The 15,343-nt window shown below is 58.0% G+C and carries 11 protein-coding genes; 5 read left to right on the forward strand and 6 right to left on the reverse strand.

Features of this window, described 5'->3' with window-relative positions; all coding sequences use genetic code 11:
• The first annotated feature begins 6 nt into the window (after window positions 1-6).
• The 5 genes from tsaE (at window position 7) to trxA (ending at window position 9,313) form a co-directional block, all read left to right on the forward strand.
• Complete coding sequence (gene tsaE / locus GA830_RS04620; protein ID WP_195163932.1) at window positions 7-1,509, forward strand: tRNA (adenosine(37)-N6)-threonylcarbamoyltransferase complex ATPase subunit type 1 TsaE; 1,503 nt, start codon at window positions 7-9, stop codon at window positions 1,507-1,509.
• 29 nt (window positions 1,510-1,538) lie between these two features.
• Window positions 1,539-2,240 carry a nucleotidyltransferase family protein gene (locus GA830_RS04625; protein WP_195164766.1) on the forward strand — a complete coding sequence of 234 codons (702 nt, stop codon included), beginning with the start codon at window positions 1,539-1,541 and terminating at the stop codon, window positions 2,238-2,240.
• Window positions 2,237-5,380, forward strand: a complete 3,144-nt coding sequence (gene addB, locus GA830_RS04630) for a double-strand break repair protein AddB (protein WP_195163933.1) — start codon at window positions 2,237-2,239, stop codon at window positions 5,378-5,380. Before GA830_RS04625 ends, addB begins: the two co-directional genes overlap by 4 nt.
• Entirely contained in the window at window positions 5,377-8,916 is a 3,540-nt protein-coding gene (gene addA / locus GA830_RS04635; RefSeq protein WP_195163934.1) for a double-strand break repair helicase AddA, read from the forward strand. Before addB ends, addA begins: the two co-directional genes overlap by 4 nt.
• A gap of 73 nt (window positions 8,917-8,989) precedes the next feature.
• Window positions 8,990-9,313 (forward strand): thioredoxin, encoded by a 324-nt coding sequence (trxA, locus tag GA830_RS04640; RefSeq protein WP_195163935.1) that lies wholly within the window; start codon window positions 8,990-8,992, stop codon window positions 9,311-9,313.
• A gap of 51 nt (window positions 9,314-9,364) precedes the next feature.
• Here trxA and GA830_RS04645 read toward each other — a convergent pair whose 3' ends face one another.
• The 6 genes from GA830_RS04645 to GA830_RS04670 all read right to left on the reverse strand — a co-directional run bounded on the left by GA830_RS04645 (window position 9,365) and on the right by GA830_RS04670 (window position 15,300).
• Window positions 9,365-10,699 (reverse strand): bifunctional folylpolyglutamate synthase/dihydrofolate synthase, encoded by a 1,335-nt coding sequence (locus GA830_RS04645; RefSeq protein ID WP_195163936.1) that lies wholly within the window; start codon window positions 10,697-10,699, stop codon window positions 9,365-9,367.
• A gap of 94 nt (window positions 10,700-10,793) precedes the next feature.
• Entirely contained in the window at window positions 10,794-11,708 is a 915-nt protein-coding gene (gene accD, locus GA830_RS04650) for an acetyl-CoA carboxylase, carboxyltransferase subunit beta (RefSeq protein ID WP_195163937.1), read from the reverse strand.
• 36 nt (window positions 11,709-11,744) lie between these two features.
• Window positions 11,745-12,587, reverse strand: coding sequence for a tryptophan synthase subunit alpha (gene trpA / locus GA830_RS04655; RefSeq protein ID WP_195163938.1), 843 nt, complete (start codon window positions 12,585-12,587; stop codon window positions 11,745-11,747).
• A gap of 1 nt (window position 12,588) precedes the next feature.
• On the reverse strand, window positions 12,589-13,809 hold the full coding sequence (trpB, locus tag GA830_RS04660) for a tryptophan synthase subunit beta (RefSeq protein ID WP_195163939.1): 1,221 nt from the start codon (window positions 13,807-13,809) through the stop codon (window positions 12,589-12,591).
• Window positions 13,810-13,824: 15 nt separating this feature from the next.
• Window positions 13,825-14,484, reverse strand: a complete 660-nt coding sequence (locus GA830_RS04665; protein ID WP_195163940.1) for a phosphoribosylanthranilate isomerase — start codon at window positions 14,482-14,484, stop codon at window positions 13,825-13,827.
• A gap of 57 nt (window positions 14,485-14,541) precedes the next feature.
• The gene (locus GA830_RS04670; protein ID WP_195163941.1) at window positions 14,542-15,300 is read right to left on the reverse strand and encodes a M48 family metallopeptidase; all 759 of its coding nucleotides are present in this window, start codon (window positions 15,298-15,300) and stop codon (window positions 14,542-14,544) included.
• Window positions 15,301-15,343 lie beyond the last annotated feature (43 nt).

Raw genomic sequence — 15,343 nt, forward strand, 5'->3', positions numbered from 1 at the left:
TCTTCCATGAATGCCTTCACGCTTCACCTCGCTGATGAGCGCGCAACGGTGCAGCTTGGCCAGGACCTTGCCGCTGCGCTGCGCAGTGGCGACGTGATCGCACTGCATGGAGATCTGGGAGCTGGCAAGACCACTCTGTCGCGTGGCCTGATCAGAGCTCTTACCGCGGACCCGACGCTAGAGGTGCCGAGCCCGACCTACACTTTGGTACAGGCATATGCGGCTTTTGTGCCGCTCCAGCACTTTGACCTTTATAGATTGACCGACCGGGACGAGCTTGAAGAAGTTGGATTTCACGAAGCAGGTGAAAACGGCATTGCACTGATCGAATGGCCTGAAAAGGCTGGAGACGATCTCCGGACCGACGCGGTTCATCTCTCTCTTGTCCATGATGCTCAGGGGCGCATAGCAACGATCAGCGGGCCACCTGACGCGCTTTCCCGCATCGAACGCTCTTTAGCGGCCCGCCGATTTCTAGAAAAAGCAGGTCTCGCGTCGGCCGACCGAGCTTATTTTTCGGGTGACGCGTCGGCCCGGAGCTACGAAACTGTTTCCACAGAAGCCGGATCGTGGGTGTTGATGAACTCTCCGCGGCTGGTGATGGGCCCCCCGGTGAAGGACGGCAAGACCTATGCCCAGATTGCGCGCACCGCACAAACGGTATCGGCCTTCGTGGCAATAGCGCGAATGCTCAGACAAAAAGGAATATCGGCCCCGCAAATTCTTTTTCAGGATGCTGATGCCGGGTTTGTTTTGATGGAAAATCTCGGAACGACAAGCTTTTTGGACGCGGATGGCCGTCCGGTTCCAGAACGACTTGAGGCCGCCGGTTCCCTGCTGGCATTTATGCATGCTCAGCAATGGCCTTCATCTTGCCCAGCCGACACAGAAATCCATCATGCAATACCTCCCTTCGACCGGGAGGCAATGCTGATTGAGGTCGAGCTTCTGCTCGACTGGTATGTGCCCGCGATGCTCGGCCGCACCATCAGTGATGCCGAGCGAGCGGCCTATCGGCAGGTGTGGAACCAGCTGATTGATCGCTTGGCCGCCGCAGAGATTGGCTTCGTTCACCGGGATTTCCAATCTCCGAATATTGTCTGGCGCGGCGACAGAAGTGGGCTCGACCGACTGGGCATCGTAGATTTCCAAGATGGGTTGATCGGCCCGACACCCTATGATGTCGCTTCGCTCGCGCTTGATGCGCGCGTGACCATGACACCGGAGCTGGAACAGATAATGGTGAACGCCTACGTGAGCGCCCGTTCTGTAGCCGGCGGATTTGACCAGCAGGCTTTTGCGCGGGGTTATGCGATCATGGCCGCCCAGCGCAACTCCAAGATACTTGGCATTTTTGTGCGCCTCGACAGACGTGACGGTAAACGTCATTATCTTGCGCATCTGCCACGCATTCGCGGGTATCTCCGTCGAGCACTAGAGCACCCGGATTTGGTAGAACTAAAAGAATTGTATCAACGTCTGGGCCTTCTCGAGGAGCGCAACCTGTGAAGGTAACTCAACCAAACCCCCATTTCGCGATGGTGCTTGCAGCAGGGCTTGGCAAACGCATGCTGCCGATTACCAAAAAACTGCCCAAACCTCTGGTAAGAATTGGGGGGATGCCGCTTCTGGATTGGTGTCTGAACGCTCTCGCAGCGGCCGGAGTGTCCAACGCGGTGGTCAATGTGCATTATCTTCCGGAGCAGATCATTGATCACGTTGCAACGCGTTCGAAACCGCAGATCACCATATCTGACGAACGGGAGCGCCTGCTCGATTCTGGTGGCGGCATCGTTCAGGCACTGTCGCTGCTCGGTTCTCAGCCATTTTATGTTGTGAATGCAGACACTTTCTGGATCGACGCAGACATGCCCAATCTGGATAGGCTTGCCCTTGCATGGGACAGTGCGTCGATGGATATTCTTCTCATGCTCGCAGATCCTCAGTCGGCGACGGGACATTCTGGCGGCGGCGACTTCCACTTGGCCGCTGATGGCACCCTTTCGCGCGCCCGGGGAGCTCCGGATGGAATGATTTATGCCGGCGCGGCAATCATGAAACCTGCTCTGTTCGCGGGTTCTCCAATCGAACCACATTCGCTCAATCAATATTTCGACGCAGCGATTGCCACTGGGCGACTGCACGGCATCGTAATGCGCGGCAGCTGGGTTACGGTTGGCACGCCGGACGCAATTCCCTTGGCAGAAGCTGTGACCGAAGCATCGCCGGCGAACGGATGATGCGCGAGACGGCGCCTCTCAAGCTGTTTAATATTCCTGTTGGTGTCCCGTTTCTCCCAACGCTGGTCGACGCGCTGGTAAACGGCCGGCTTGTTCCCGGATGGAATGCCGGTGAAGATCCCCTGAAACTTGCCTCCGCAACCATCTACGTGCCAACGCGTCGCGCTGCGCGCGAATTGCGAAGTGTGATTGTGGATGCGGCTGGAGGCAGGGTAGCAATCTTGCCCACCATCCGCCCACTTGGCGAATTTGATGAGGAGGATGCGCTTTTTGAGCCAGGCGAGGGGGCTGCCCTCCAACTCTTGCCGCCCATTGGCCAGCTTGATCGTCTCCTGCTGCTCGCGCCCCTCGTGCAACGCTGGAAAGCAAACCTGCCAGCCCATGTCGCCGCAATGTTTGAGGAAGAGATTGTGGTTCCGGCATCCATCTCGGATGCCCTTTGGCTTGCCCGTGACCTGACCGCATTGATCGATGAGGTCGAGACGGAGGAGGCCGACTGGTCTCAATTGGCAAATTTGGTTAGTGGCGACCTTGCCAGCTGGTGGCAGGTGACGCTGAACTTCCTCGAAATTGTCACCGGCGCATGGCCCGCGATTCTCGAGGAGAAAGCGCATTCAAACCCTGCAGGTCATCGCAATGCATTGATCCGGGCCGAAGCAGCGCGCCTTCTGCGTACCCAGCCGCGTGGGCCCGTGATTGCGGCCGGCTCAACTGGATCATTGCCGGCAACTGCGGAGCTTCTGTCAGTTATCGCCCAACTCCCGGGAGGGGCTATAATACTGCCAGGGCTTGACCAGAATCTGGACGAAGCTACCTGGAACAATATTTCCAACCCGGGCGCCGATGCATCGGTTTTGGGTCATCCGCAATACGGACTGGCCAAACTACTATCGCGTCTCCGCGCCACCCGCGCCGATGTCGATACATTGGGAAATGCCTCACCTTCGGTTGAATTGAGGGCACGCGTTATTGGCGAAGCACTTCGTCCTTCTCAAACAACCGATTGCTGGGCATCCAACCGTGCGGCTATCCCTGAGGCCGAACTCAAGGCTGCACTGTCTGAAGTGACGTTGATCGAAGCATCCAACGAACATCAGGAAGCGCTGGCAATCGCCATTGCGTTAAGAATGGCGATTGCCGAGGATGGCCGCGTCGCAGCTCTGGTTACCGGAGATCGCAATCTCGCTCGCCGTGTCTGTATCGATCTCCAGCGGTTCGGAATCGCTGCCGACGATTCTGGCGGCAGCCCTCTTCCCCGCTCGGCGCCGGCCACCTTCATGCGGCTCATGCTCGAAGCGGTATTCCGACCGGGCGACCCAGTTTCGGTCCTGGCTCTCTTAAAGCATCCCCTTATGACGCTAGGTGCAGACGTTTCCGTAACTAAGCGTGCTGCGGGGGTTATCGAACTCGTAGCCCTGCGTGGCGGCACGGGAAGACCCGACATCGCTGTGCTTGGCGAAGCTTTTGAAGATCGGCTGACCGCTCTTGCCGGCGACCGCCACCGGCCCAATTGGTTCCCTCGAATCTCGCCTGAACTTCTCGACCAAGCGCGCGCGAGCCTAAAGTCGCTTAAAACTGCACTCGCTCCTTTGATTGCGCTGCGAGGCCGCTCCTCGGCCCCGATGAGCGAACTGGTAAAGGCAACCGTGTTGGCGCTAGAGGGCCTGGGGCGCGGGAAAGAGGGCAACACCGCTCGTCTTTATGCGGATGAAGCGGGCCAAAAGCTTGCGGAATTTCTGCGCTCCGCCTTGGTTGCCTCAGATGCTCTGAGGGAATTGCCTCCGCGTGAGTGGCCAGATGTGATCGCTGCCCTCATCGCAACCGAGGTAGTCAAGCCGGCTGGTGGCGGCGATGGGCGTGTTTTTATCTGGGGCGCGCTCGAGGCGCGTCTGCAAAGCGTCGACACGATGGTTCTTGGTGGGCTGAACGAAGGTAGTTGGCCGCGTCGGGCCGACGCCGACCGGTTCATGTCACGCGTGATGAAAGCCGATATCAGTCTTGAGCCGCCGGAGCGGCGGATAGGTTTGGCCGCACATGATTTTTGGACAGCCGTCGGAGCACATTCAGTCATCATAACCCGTTCAGCACGTGCCGGAGACGCACCTGCTGTTGCCTCACGATGGCTACAACGGATCCTTGCCTTTGTCGGCCCCGGACAGTCGCAAGTCATGCGAACGCGTGGCGATCAATTTCTCGATTGGGCGAAGTTGCTGGACCAGGGCCCGGCAAGCCCTTTCGTGAAGCGACCAGAGCCTTGCCCGCCTGTGGCCTCCCGCCCTAAGCGCTTTTCCGTTACCGAGATAGAAACGCTGCGCCGCGATCCCTATGCACTTTATGCCCGGCGGGTTCTTGCGCTGGCGCCCATCGAGCCGCTGCTTCGCGATCCAGGAGCTGCCGAACGCGGCAACCTCTTTCACGGTATTCTTCACCGTTTCTCGCAAACCGGCTTTGACCCGGTCCTACCCGGCGCCAAGGCTGCACTCGTTTCGGCGGCGAAAGAATGTTTCGCTGAATTTGCACTTCCCGAAGACGTCCATGCTATCTGGTGGCCACGATTTCTCGCATTGACCGACAACATTATTGAGTGGGAGCGTGAGCGCGCACCTGACTTGATTGCGAGACGCTCTGAAGAACGTGCCACCGCCACTCCGGTTGGTGCCACGGGAGTGACCCTGTCTGGCCGTGCAGATCGGATTGACCTGCGCCCGGCAGGCATGGCCGACATATTGGATTTCAAGACTGGATCGAGCCCATCGAAGGTGCAGGCGCACACCTTGCTCGCTCCTCAACTGGCTTTGGAGGCTGCGCTGTTGAAGCGCGGCGCCTTTAAGGAGATTGGATCATTCGAAACGTCCGACCTCGCCTATATCCGCCTCAAAGGAAACGGTGCAGTCATCCCGGAATCGATCCTCAAGGCAAAGAAGAGCGAAAAATCCGCAGCCGCTTTGGCCGAAGAGGCCTGGCAGCGCCTGGAAGCACTCCTCCTGCACTACTCCGACCCCCTCACAGGCTACAAATCGCGGGCCCTGCCGTTTCTTGAAGCAGATATGGACGGCCACTATGACCATCTGGCGCGTGTGCTTGAATGGTCAGCGGGTGCAGAAGACCCCGACGGCGAACTCGGCGAGGGCGGTGGATGAAACAGGCCCTAAACATCCCCTCCGAAACCCTCGCGGAACAGGCTCGAGCATCCGACCCGCGTAATTCTGTCTGGGTGTCAGCCAATGCCGGATCCGGCAAAACCCATGTGCTGGTTCAGCGTGTTGTGCGCCTTCTGCTGGAGGGAACCAATCCTTCCAAAATCCTGTGTCTAACGTATACCCGCGCCGCCGCCGCCAACATGGCCAATCGAATTTTCAAGAACCTTGCCGATTGGGCAATGCTGGACGAACAGGTTTTGGCACGGCAGATTGAGACAATCGAAGGTCGGCCACCTACCAAGGCAAAACTGTCACGCGCGCGCAAATTGTTTGCAACCGCGCTCGAAACGCCAGGCGGCTTGAAGATTCAGACTATTCACGCCTTTTGCGAAGCGCTTCTTCACCAGTTTCCGCTGGAAGCCAACATCGCCGGCCATTTCGAAATGCTCGACACGCAGATGGAGCAGGCACTGGTTGGGGAAGCGCGTCGGGACATGATCACGGGAGCCGGTGCCGCCACCAATCCGGTTCTGGCCGAAGCATTCGCATCGGTCCTTGCCGCAGGTGGCGAATTCGGCTTGGACGCGCTTTTGGACGAAATCGTCCGGAAACGAGATCCGCTACGCCGTTTCATCGATGGGGTTGGGCAAGGCAGCCCTAGGTTTTCCGATCTGAGAGCCGAGTTTGGCTTTGCCGTAACCGATACGCCCAAATCGATAGCGGCTTCGCTTTGGCCCGACCGCTATTTCACTGGTGCATTGGCTGCAGAATATCTGCGACGCGCACAGGAAGCTGGCAAGGCAGACGCACAGAAGTTTGCCAATGGGCTCATCGGCGCGAGCGGTGCGGCAGACCCCATCATGCAAATAATCAAGCTGCGCGACACATTCTTGACCAAGAAGTCGAGCGCGGTCTGGCCGACACGCAGCCTGCGCAACATTGCGGCCAAAAACGTTTCAAACCATTTTCCCGGATTCGAGCAGGAGTTCGAACGAATGGCAGCGGCGGTACGCCAGGCTGCTGACCGCTGCGCATTGCTGGGAATGATTGAAGCAACAAGCGCGGCGCTGACAGTCGCAGCCTGGCTTATAGCTCGTTATGAGCGCCTTAAGGCGGCGCGCGGCTTTCTTGACTTCAACGATCTTATTACGCGCACTGTCAAACTGCTCGCCCGGCAGGACGCCGGCTCATGGGTTCATTACAAGCTCGACAAGGGTATCGACCACATTCTTGTAGATGAAGCGCAAGACACGAGCCCGGACCAATGGCAAGTTGTCCGTAACCTCGCTTCGGAATTCTTTTCGGGGCAAGGTGCCCGCGATAACGTCCACCGGACAGTTTTTGCGGTAGGCGATGAAAAACAGTCGATATACTCCTTCCAGGGTGCAAATCCCGCCTCCTTTGCCGAGAGCGGCACCGAGTTCCTGACACGGGTTCGCGCTGCCAATGGCACGTTTGAATCGGTCCAGCTCGGCTGGTCGTTCCGCTCGACGGAGGATGTGCTCCGTGCTGTTGATCTTGTGTTTGCCAATGAGGCAACGAGAGTAGGTCTGACAACGACACCTGATTTGAAGTTGGCTGATCATCGCCCTATTCGCACTAGCCAACCGGGCCGGGTAGAGGTCTGGCCCGCGCTCGGTGCCATTTCTGTCGAGGAGCCCGACGACTGGGCTAAGGCTATCGACCACACCCGCGCGCCTGCTGTTCAAGTGGCAGAAAACATCGCCAGCACGATCGACGGATGGCTACGCGATCGCGAAATCATCGAAGGCAAGAACCGTCGCTTGAACGCTGGCGATATACTGGTCCTGGTACGCAAGCGTGATCGCTTCGTCCACGCTTTGTCTCGAAGCTTGAAGAACCGCGGCGTTGCTGTTGCCGGTGCGGACCGCTTGAGCCTGCCTGCCCATATCGCGGTGAAGGATTTGGCTGCCCTAGGGCGCTTCCTGCTTCAGCGGGATGACGATCTGTCGCTTGCTTCGGTATTGAAAAGCCCGATATTTGGCGAAAGCGAAGAACGACTGTTTGAACTCGCCCATGGGCGCCCCGCAACGCTCTCGCTCTACGCCTCACTGCGCCTCAAGGCGGGCAACGACCTGTTCCTTTCAGACATTGTAGCGAAGCTCGAGACCTGGGCGGCTGAAGCGGCCACCAAGCCGGTTTTCGAATTTTATTCCGGTGTTCTTGGCAGGGACCGAGTCCGCAGCGCGATCATCGGCAGGCTTGGCCAAGAGGCCGGCGAAGTGCTGGACGAGTTTCTGAACTTTGCCTTGGCCGAAGAGCGCACTGGGCTCCCCGGACTCGAAGCCTTTCTGGCGACGCTGGAAAGTGCTGCCCCTGAAATCAAGCGCGAGATGGACCAGACCCGCAACGAAGTGCGGATCATGACAGTCCATGCGGCCAAAGGTCTCGAAGCACCGGTGGTGTTTCTCGTTGACAGCGGTGGGGAGCCGTTCAGTGAACAGCATTTGCCCCGGCTGATACCTTTTGAACCAAAAAGTGGGCTCTGGCAGGGGCCGGGCTTTCTATGGCGGCTTGGTGCAGACGTGGCAAACACCGTTGCGCGCGAAATAGGGCTCGGTGCAAGGGAGCTGGCTGAACAGGAATATCGTCGTTTACTCTATGTCGGCATGACTCGCGCTGAGGATCGCTTGATTGTCTGCGGATACTATAATTCCCGTACGCCGACTGGCGCCACCTGGCACAGCTTGGTGAGTGCAACATTGTGCTCCGATAAGGCAAGCCGAACCGTCCAGAACCCCTATACCAGCGAAATGGTGTGCCGGTTTCAGGTAAGCCCCATTCGTGATCCAGCGCCGGCCGAAGATGAGGACAAGACAACTCGTGGGGCACGATCCCACCTGCCGGCGCTCCTTACGGCGCAAGCTGTACCCGAACAGCGCTTGCCGCGCCCTTTGTCGCCGTCAGGCGCTTCTATTTTGATCAGCGAAGACGAAGATGTAGTGGCGAGCACCCGCTCACCGGTCCTCGACCCGGATGTCGAACCGTCTTTCGCTATCCAGCGCGGGATCGCCATTCACCGCCTCATTCAAATGCTACCCGGCTTGGAGCGGTCCGAACGGCCGACAGCCATGCAGCGCTATCTCGAGCGCGCAGGCATCCGGTGGTCGCAAGACGAGCGCGCCAACGTGGCATTGGCTGTGGAGCGGATTCTGGGTGATGCCCAATTTTCGTCCCTCTTCGATCTATCTGAATCCCATGCCGAAGTCCCTCTGATGGGAACGTTGGTGGTCAGGGGCAAGGAGCGCGTAATATCAGGCAAGATCGATCGTATGGCCGTGACTGACGATCAGGTTATGATAGTGGATTATAAAACCAACCGACCGCCGGCGCGGACCCTAGCAGAGGTTCCAGAGGCTTATGTCGTCCAAATGGCACTCTACCGGAAGCTATTGCGGCAGCTTTATCCAGGGCGAATAGTGGCGGCTGCCCTTCTATTTACGGAAACGCCCCAGCTCATCGCTTTAGACGGGGCAGCAATGGATGCGGCCCTTGCCCGGTTAGCGGAGCCATGACACAACACCTGCTTGAACAATTTGGTACCTCTCACCACATATTGTGCAGTACAACGCCTGAAAGGATTCCGGCATGGCCACCGTCAAAGTTGACAGCAAAAACTTCCAAACCGATGTCCTCAACTCTGCAGAGCCCGTGGTTGTCGATTTTTGGGCAGAATGGTGTGGCCCCTGCAAGATGATTGCGCCCTCTCTTGAGGAAATTTCCGCAGAAATGGGCGGCAAGGTAAAAATTGCAAAGCTCAACATCGATGAGAACCCCGAACTTGCTGCGCAATACGGCGTACGTTCCATTCCCACGATGATGATATTCAAGGGCGGCGAGGTGGCCGACATAAAAGTTGGTGCTGCACCTAAAACAGCTTTGGCAAGCTGGATCAGCGACGTCGTCGCCTAGTCTTTATCAATCCGGCATAGGCAAGCCCGGCCTCGCGCCGGGCTTTGCGTATCAGGATGGCGCGGTGCCATTAAGTTCGAGCACTTCTCCGGCAAGATAGAGTGATCCCCCTATCAGGATGCGCGGAGCAGCCTCGCCGTGATCCCAGGTATGCCGAAGCAGGGAAAGCGCATTGGCAACCGAGCCTACCGGTTCCGCCGAAATACCTGCATCCTGCGCGCGGATCGCAAGCTCGGCGTTTGGCACGCCCGCGTCACTGGAATTAACCGGGACGGTGTAGACGTGCCGTGCCATGCCTTCGAACGCACGGAAATAGCCAGTCTGGTCTTTGGTGTTCAGCATGCCGCAAATGAGAAATAGCGGCCTGGGGAACCGTTCTTCCTGCTCGGCAAGCGCTTCAGCCACAACAAGCCCAGCGCCGGGATTGTGTCCGCCATCGATCCATACCTCGGAACCTTCCGGTGCGAGGTCAGACAGCGTACCTTTGGGTAGTCTTTGCATCCGGCCTGGCCAGTCGACCGTGGACATCGCGCGGTTGACAGCGTGTTGAGTAAGCGGAAAGCCCGCAGCCTTCACCGCAGCAATGGCCGCCGCGGCATTCGCAAATTGATGGCGACCTGGGAGTTTTGGCGGTGTGAGATCCATCAAACCATCTTCATCCTGGTAGATCATCCGACCATTTTCTTCATAGGCAAGGAAGTCTTGCCCGTACACCAGATGCGGACAGCCAAGACGCACTGCCGTGTCGATCAGCACTTCCTGAGCCGTTTCAGTTTCTTGAGCACCAATGATAGCCGGCACGCCTGGCTTGAAAATGCCAGCCTTTTCAGCCGCAATCAGTTCCACGCGGTCGCCGAGATAGGCTTCGTGGTCGAGTGAAATAGGCATCACGACGGATACCGCAGGCCGCTTGATCACATTGGTGGCATCAAACCGCCCGCCAAGCCCGACTTCGATAATGGCGGCATCGGCTGGGTAGCGAGAAAACAGGACGAAAGTCACTGCGGTGAGAATTTCGAACACTGTGATGTGCTCGCCGCAATTGGCTTCAGCCACCTGTGCAACCGTTTCGGCCAGCACCTCGTCATCAACCAGACGCCCGCTTCCAGGCGCACCGATACGAAAGCGCTCGTGCCAGTTGACCAGGTGAGGTGAGGTATGGACATGCACGGTGAGGCCAGAAGCCTCAATTAGCGCGCGAGAAAACGCGGCGGCTGAGCCCTTGCCGTTTGTCCCGGCAATGTGGATCACGGGTGGCACTCGATCCTGCGGGTTGTCGAGCTTTGCGAGAAGCCGGGAAATGCGATCTAGCGAAAGGTCGAAACCTTTTGGATGATGCGTCAGGAGACGCTCGATCTCGCGATCGGCTGCGGAAACAGTCGTCATGGTGCACCTTTACCGCTCTGCGAAGTCTATACGAGAGGCGGAAGCGACGTCGCAACAGCTGAAAAGCGACGCCGGTTAGCAAGAGAGTGAGCTATCACGCTCCCAGTTGGATTTCGGTGGGCGTAGCGGTCGGGGACACGGTGTCAGTGGCCTCAGTCGCGGACGCCTTAGTGAGTATTTTGAGCAGACGCGAAATAGTCTCGCGCAAGTCAAGCCGCGACACCACCATGTCCACCATGCCGTGTTCCATCAGATATTCGGATCTCTGGAACCCTTCGGGCAATTTCTCGCGAATGGTCTGCTCGATAACCCGCGGCCCGGCAAAGCCGATCAGTGCGCCCGGTTCGGCAATATGGACATCGCCGAGCATTGCATACGAGGCGGTAACACCGCCGGTAGTAGGGTTGGTGAGAACGACAACATACGGCAGACCCGCTTCCTTAAGCCGATCAACTGCCACCGTCGTCCGAGCCAGTTGCATGAGGGACAAAATCCCCTCCTGCATACGCGCCCCGCCGGATGCCGCAAACAGAACCATAGGCCGCTTGCGTTCTACAGCAGTCTCGAATCCCCGAATAATAGCTTCGCCGGCAGCCATGCCGAGTGAGCCGCCCATAAAAGCGAAATCCTGAACGGTTGCCAGAATGGGCAACCCGTCGATAGTGCCAAGCGCATTGAGGATCGCATCCTCCATGCCAGTTTTGGCCTTGGCGTCTTTCAAACGGTCGATATAACGCTTTTCGTCGCGGAACTTCAGGGGATCAACGGGCGCTTTGGGGTTGTCAAGCAGTTCAAATTTGCCGCCGTCGAAAAAGAAGCGCAGCCGCTCCTTGCCAGAGACTTTCATGTGATGGCCAGAAGCTGGAATAACAAACTGGTTGCTCTCCAGATCCTTGTGAAACACCATCTCACCCGACTCCGGATCCTTGATCCAGAGGTTCTCGGGCATATCGCGGCGTCCGAGCATCGAATTGATCTTCGGGCGAACGTAGTTGGTAATCCAGTTCATCGCGTCGGCTCCAATCGTCCGAAAGAGATGGGAAAATTATTGGGCTGAAGCAAGGCGTGCCGACCGCACTCCTTGCGAAAGTCCGCTGACCAGAGTCGCGACAGCTTCTGCCGGATCGCCCGTCAACTGGCCTTCTGGCCCAAGCACATTGGCAACTGCGTTAACAATGGCGGTGCCCACCACGACACCATCCGCAGAGGCACCGATGACGCGCGCCTGCTCCGCTGTCTTAACTCCGAATCCGACGCAAACGGGCAGATCCGTCTGGTTTTTGATTTGCTGTACCGCGTCGGCGACCTTGCTCGTGTCGGCGAGCGCTGAACCTGTAATGCCCGTCATGGAGACGTAATAGACAAAGCCGGAGGTGTTTTGCAGCACCTTTGGCAAACGCTTCGCATCAGTGGTCGGCGTAGCCAGTCGGATAAAGTTCACGCCGGCTCTCAGCGCCGGGATGCACAGTTCTTCATCCATTTCAGGCGGTAGGTCGACAATGATCAGCCCATCAATACCTGCGTCAATCGCATCGGTCAGGAACCGATCCACACCGTGAACATAGATCGGGTTGTAGTAGCCCATCAACACGATGGGCGTTTCAGTGTCCGACGTTCGGAAATCACGGGCCAGCTGCAACGTTTTTTCAAGTGTCTGGCCCCCCTTCAGTGCGCGCAATCCCGCGGCCTGGATCGCCGGTCCATCGGCCATGGGGTCGGAAAAAGGCATGCCGAGCTCGATAACATCGCTGCCCGCCTTGGGAAGCGCCTTCATGATGGCAAGCGACGTAGCGTAGTCGGGGTCGCCAGCCATGAAATAGGTCACGAGCGCGGGCCGGTCCTCTTCCTTCAGCTTGGCGAAGCGACGATCAATGCGCGTGTTGGTCATGTCAGATCTCCATGCCAAGCATGCCCGCCACCGTGTGTACGTCTTTGTCGCCGCGGCCCGACAGGTTGACGATGATCACCTTGTCGTTAGACATTTCTTTGGCCAGTTTTACGGCATGGGCAATCGCATGCGCCGATTCCAGCGCAGGCATGATTCCCTCAGTCCGAGTGGTGAGCTGGAAGGCCTCCATCGCCTCGTCGTCGAGGATAGGCACATAAATGACCCGTCCGCTGTCGCGTAGCCATGAATGTTCGGGACCAACGCCCGGATAGTCAAGCCCTGCCGAGATGGAGTGGCCATCCATGATCTGCCCGTCACCGTTTTGCAAAAGATAGGTCCGGTTGCCATGCAGTACGCCGGGCCTGCCCGCACTCATTGACGCACAGTGCTCGTCGCCGTCCAGCCCACGCCCGCCGGCCTCGACGCCGTAGATCGCAACGGAACGGTCATCCAGGAACGGATGGAAAATACCAATAGCATTCGATCCGCCTCCTACTGCCGCCACAATCGCATCGGGCAGGCGCCCTTCGCGTTCAAGGATCTGTTCGCGCGCTTCTAACCCGATGACAGACTGAAATTCGCGCACCAACTCTGGATAAGGATGCGGTCCTGCTGCCGTTCCGATCAGGTAGTAGGTGTCCTCGACATTGGTGACCCAGTCGCGCAGGGCCTCGTTCATGGCATCCTTGAGCGTCCCGTGACCGGAGCTGACCGCGTTGACCTCGGCACCCAGAAGCTTCATGCGAAACACATTGGGTTTTTGCCGCTCTACATCGGTAGCGCCCATATAGACAACGCAGGGAAGACCGAAACGAGCCGACACGGTCGCTGATGCGACGCCATGCTGGCCGGCCCCCGTCTCGGCAATGATACGCTTCTTCCCCATGCGCTTCGCCAGCAGGATCTGGCCCAGACAATTGTTGATCTTGTGCGAGCCAGTGTGGTTGAGGTCCTCGCGCTTGAAATAGATCTTTGCGCCGCCGACATGCTGGGTCAGCCCCTCGGCGTAATAAAGCTTTGAGGGCCTCCCTGCGTAATGCGTGGAAAGATCCTGCAACTCTGCTTTGAATGCGGGATCGTTGCGCGCTTTATGCCAGTGATGTTCAAGATCGAGGATCAGCGGCATCAATGTTTCGGCGACAAATCGTCCGCCAAAAATACCGAACATCCCCTGCTCATCAGGGCCTGTTCGAAACGAGTTGGGTTCAGCCGGTTTATCCATCACCCGATCTCCTGTTCAGGCGTGGCGCCTGCCGCCAGCAGCCTTCACCGCTCGAAAAAAATCTTCGATAAGCGCTACGTCTTTGGTTCCAGGCGCGCTTTCAACGCCGGAAGAAATGTCGATACCGGGCGGATAGCTAAGGTTCAGCGCCTCACCTATATTGGCCGCGTTGAGACCACCGGAAAGCATGTAATTAACGTCCCCGTCAAGGGCGGCAAGGACGCGCCAGTCAAAGGTGACACCGTTTCCACCTGGAAGCTTTGACCCAGCCGGCGGTTTCGCATCCAGCAAAAAGCGATCTGCAACCGCACGATAGGGAGCAATCAATGCGATATCGGACGCGTCGCGGATGGCAACAGCCTTCATCACCTCAAGACCGTAACGGGCTTTCACCTCAGCAACCCGCTCGGGCGTCTCATGTCCATGCAGCTGCAGTACGTCAGGGCGCATGGTATCGACGATGGCTTGAAACGTATCGTCGTCTGCGTCGACGGTAACCGCCACCGCCTTTGCACGGCCCGTTGCTGCCTGCCGCAACGCCCTGGCGTCGCCTGCTGAAATGTTGCGCGGACTCTTGGCGAAAAAAATAAAACCTATGTGGCTGGCACCACCGTCGAGTGACGCCGCCACGGTATCGGGCGTCTTCAAGCCGCAGATTTTGATGTCCAAGGTCATTGCGGGGGCGTCGCATGAAAGGGCAAAAGAGTCGAGCAAAACTGTTTCTCTTCGGTTTCAATCGAACGCAATTGCCTGCAACGCGCTTCCATTACGCTTCAACCAAGCTTTGCAGCGCTCCGTATCGGGGCAGAGCTCGGTACACAATTTCCAGAATTTCGGCCCGTGGTTCATTTCCTTAAGATGAGCCACTTCATGAGCCACCAAATAATCGATTACCGGAGCGGGAGCCATCATGATGCGCCATGAAAATGAAAGCGAACCGTCAGCGGTGCAGGACCCCCAGCGGCTGGTGGTGTCACGAAATCGCACCGCCTTGGCGCGCCGTCCGACAGTCTCGGTGTGTTTTGCCACGAGAGCGTCGATATCCCGTTTGGCTTCGCGCTTGAGAAAATCCGCGACCCGGCGCGCAAGATGGCGGCGGTCGCCAAAGACTGTCAGCTTCGGCCCATCAGCGTCGATTATCTGCGTCACAGTGCCACGCGCACCGGGTTCGTGGATGATGAGGTGCGCAACGCCACGCACGGGAATCTTGATACCCGGCCTCACCTGCGGTCGATCAGGCACCTTGGAAAGCCGCTGCTCCAACCAACCCTGATGGCGGCTGAGAAACCGTTCGACCTCTCCTCCCGCCACGCCTGGAGGTACTGTTATTCTGAGTCCCCGACCGCCGGCATCGATGCGCAGGGTAAGCCGCCGAGCACGTTCGTTCTCAACGATGCGAAGCGAAAGTGTTCGCCCGGCAACATCGTGCGTGCGCTCGCCCAGCGCGGTTCGGGGATCATCAGACCAGCGTTTCAGAAAGCCGAAGGACATGGATTAAAGATCGCCGATTCGACCAGAAAATGCGCTAGAAATC

The organism is Mesorhizobium sp. NBSH29, assembly GCF_015500055.1.
GTDB lineage: Bacteria > Pseudomonadota > Alphaproteobacteria > Rhizobiales > Rhizobiaceae > Neomesorhizobium.

Coding starts and splice junctions, on each gene's coding strand:
- tsaE (WP_195163932.1), top strand. CDS start 7: ATGAATGCCTTCACGCTTCACCTCGCTGATGAGCGCGCAACGGTGCAG.
- GA830_RS04625 (WP_195164766.1), top strand. CDS start 1,539: ATGGTGCTTGCAGCAGGGCTTGGCAAACGCATGCTGCCGATTACCAAA.
- addB (WP_195163933.1), top strand. CDS start 2,237: ATGATGCGCGAGACGGCGCCTCTCAAGCTGTTTAATATTCCTGTTGGT.
- addA (WP_195163934.1), top strand. CDS start 5,377: ATGAAACAGGCCCTAAACATCCCCTCCGAAACCCTCGCGGAACAGGCT.
- trxA (WP_195163935.1), top strand. CDS start 8,990: ATGGCCACCGTCAAAGTTGACAGCAAAAACTTCCAAACCGATGTCCTC.
- GA830_RS04645 (WP_195163936.1), bottom strand. CDS start 10,699: ATGACGACTGTTTCCGCAGCCGATCGCGAGATCGAGCGTCTCCTGACG.
- accD (WP_195163937.1), bottom strand. CDS start 11,708: ATGAACTGGATTACCAACTACGTTCGCCCGAAGATCAATTCGATGCTC.
- trpA (WP_195163938.1), bottom strand. CDS start 12,587: ATGACCAACACGCGCATTGATCGTCGCTTCGCCAAGCTGAAGGAAGAG.
- trpB (WP_195163939.1), bottom strand. CDS start 13,809: ATGGATAAACCGGCTGAACCCAACTCGTTTCGAACAGGCCCTGATGAG.
- GA830_RS04665 (WP_195163940.1), bottom strand. CDS start 14,484: ATGACCTTGGACATCAAAATCTGCGGCTTGAAGACGCCCGATACCGTG.
- GA830_RS04670 (WP_195163941.1), bottom strand. CDS start 15,300: ATGTCCTTCGGCTTTCTGAAACGCTGGTCTGATGATCCCCGAACCGCG.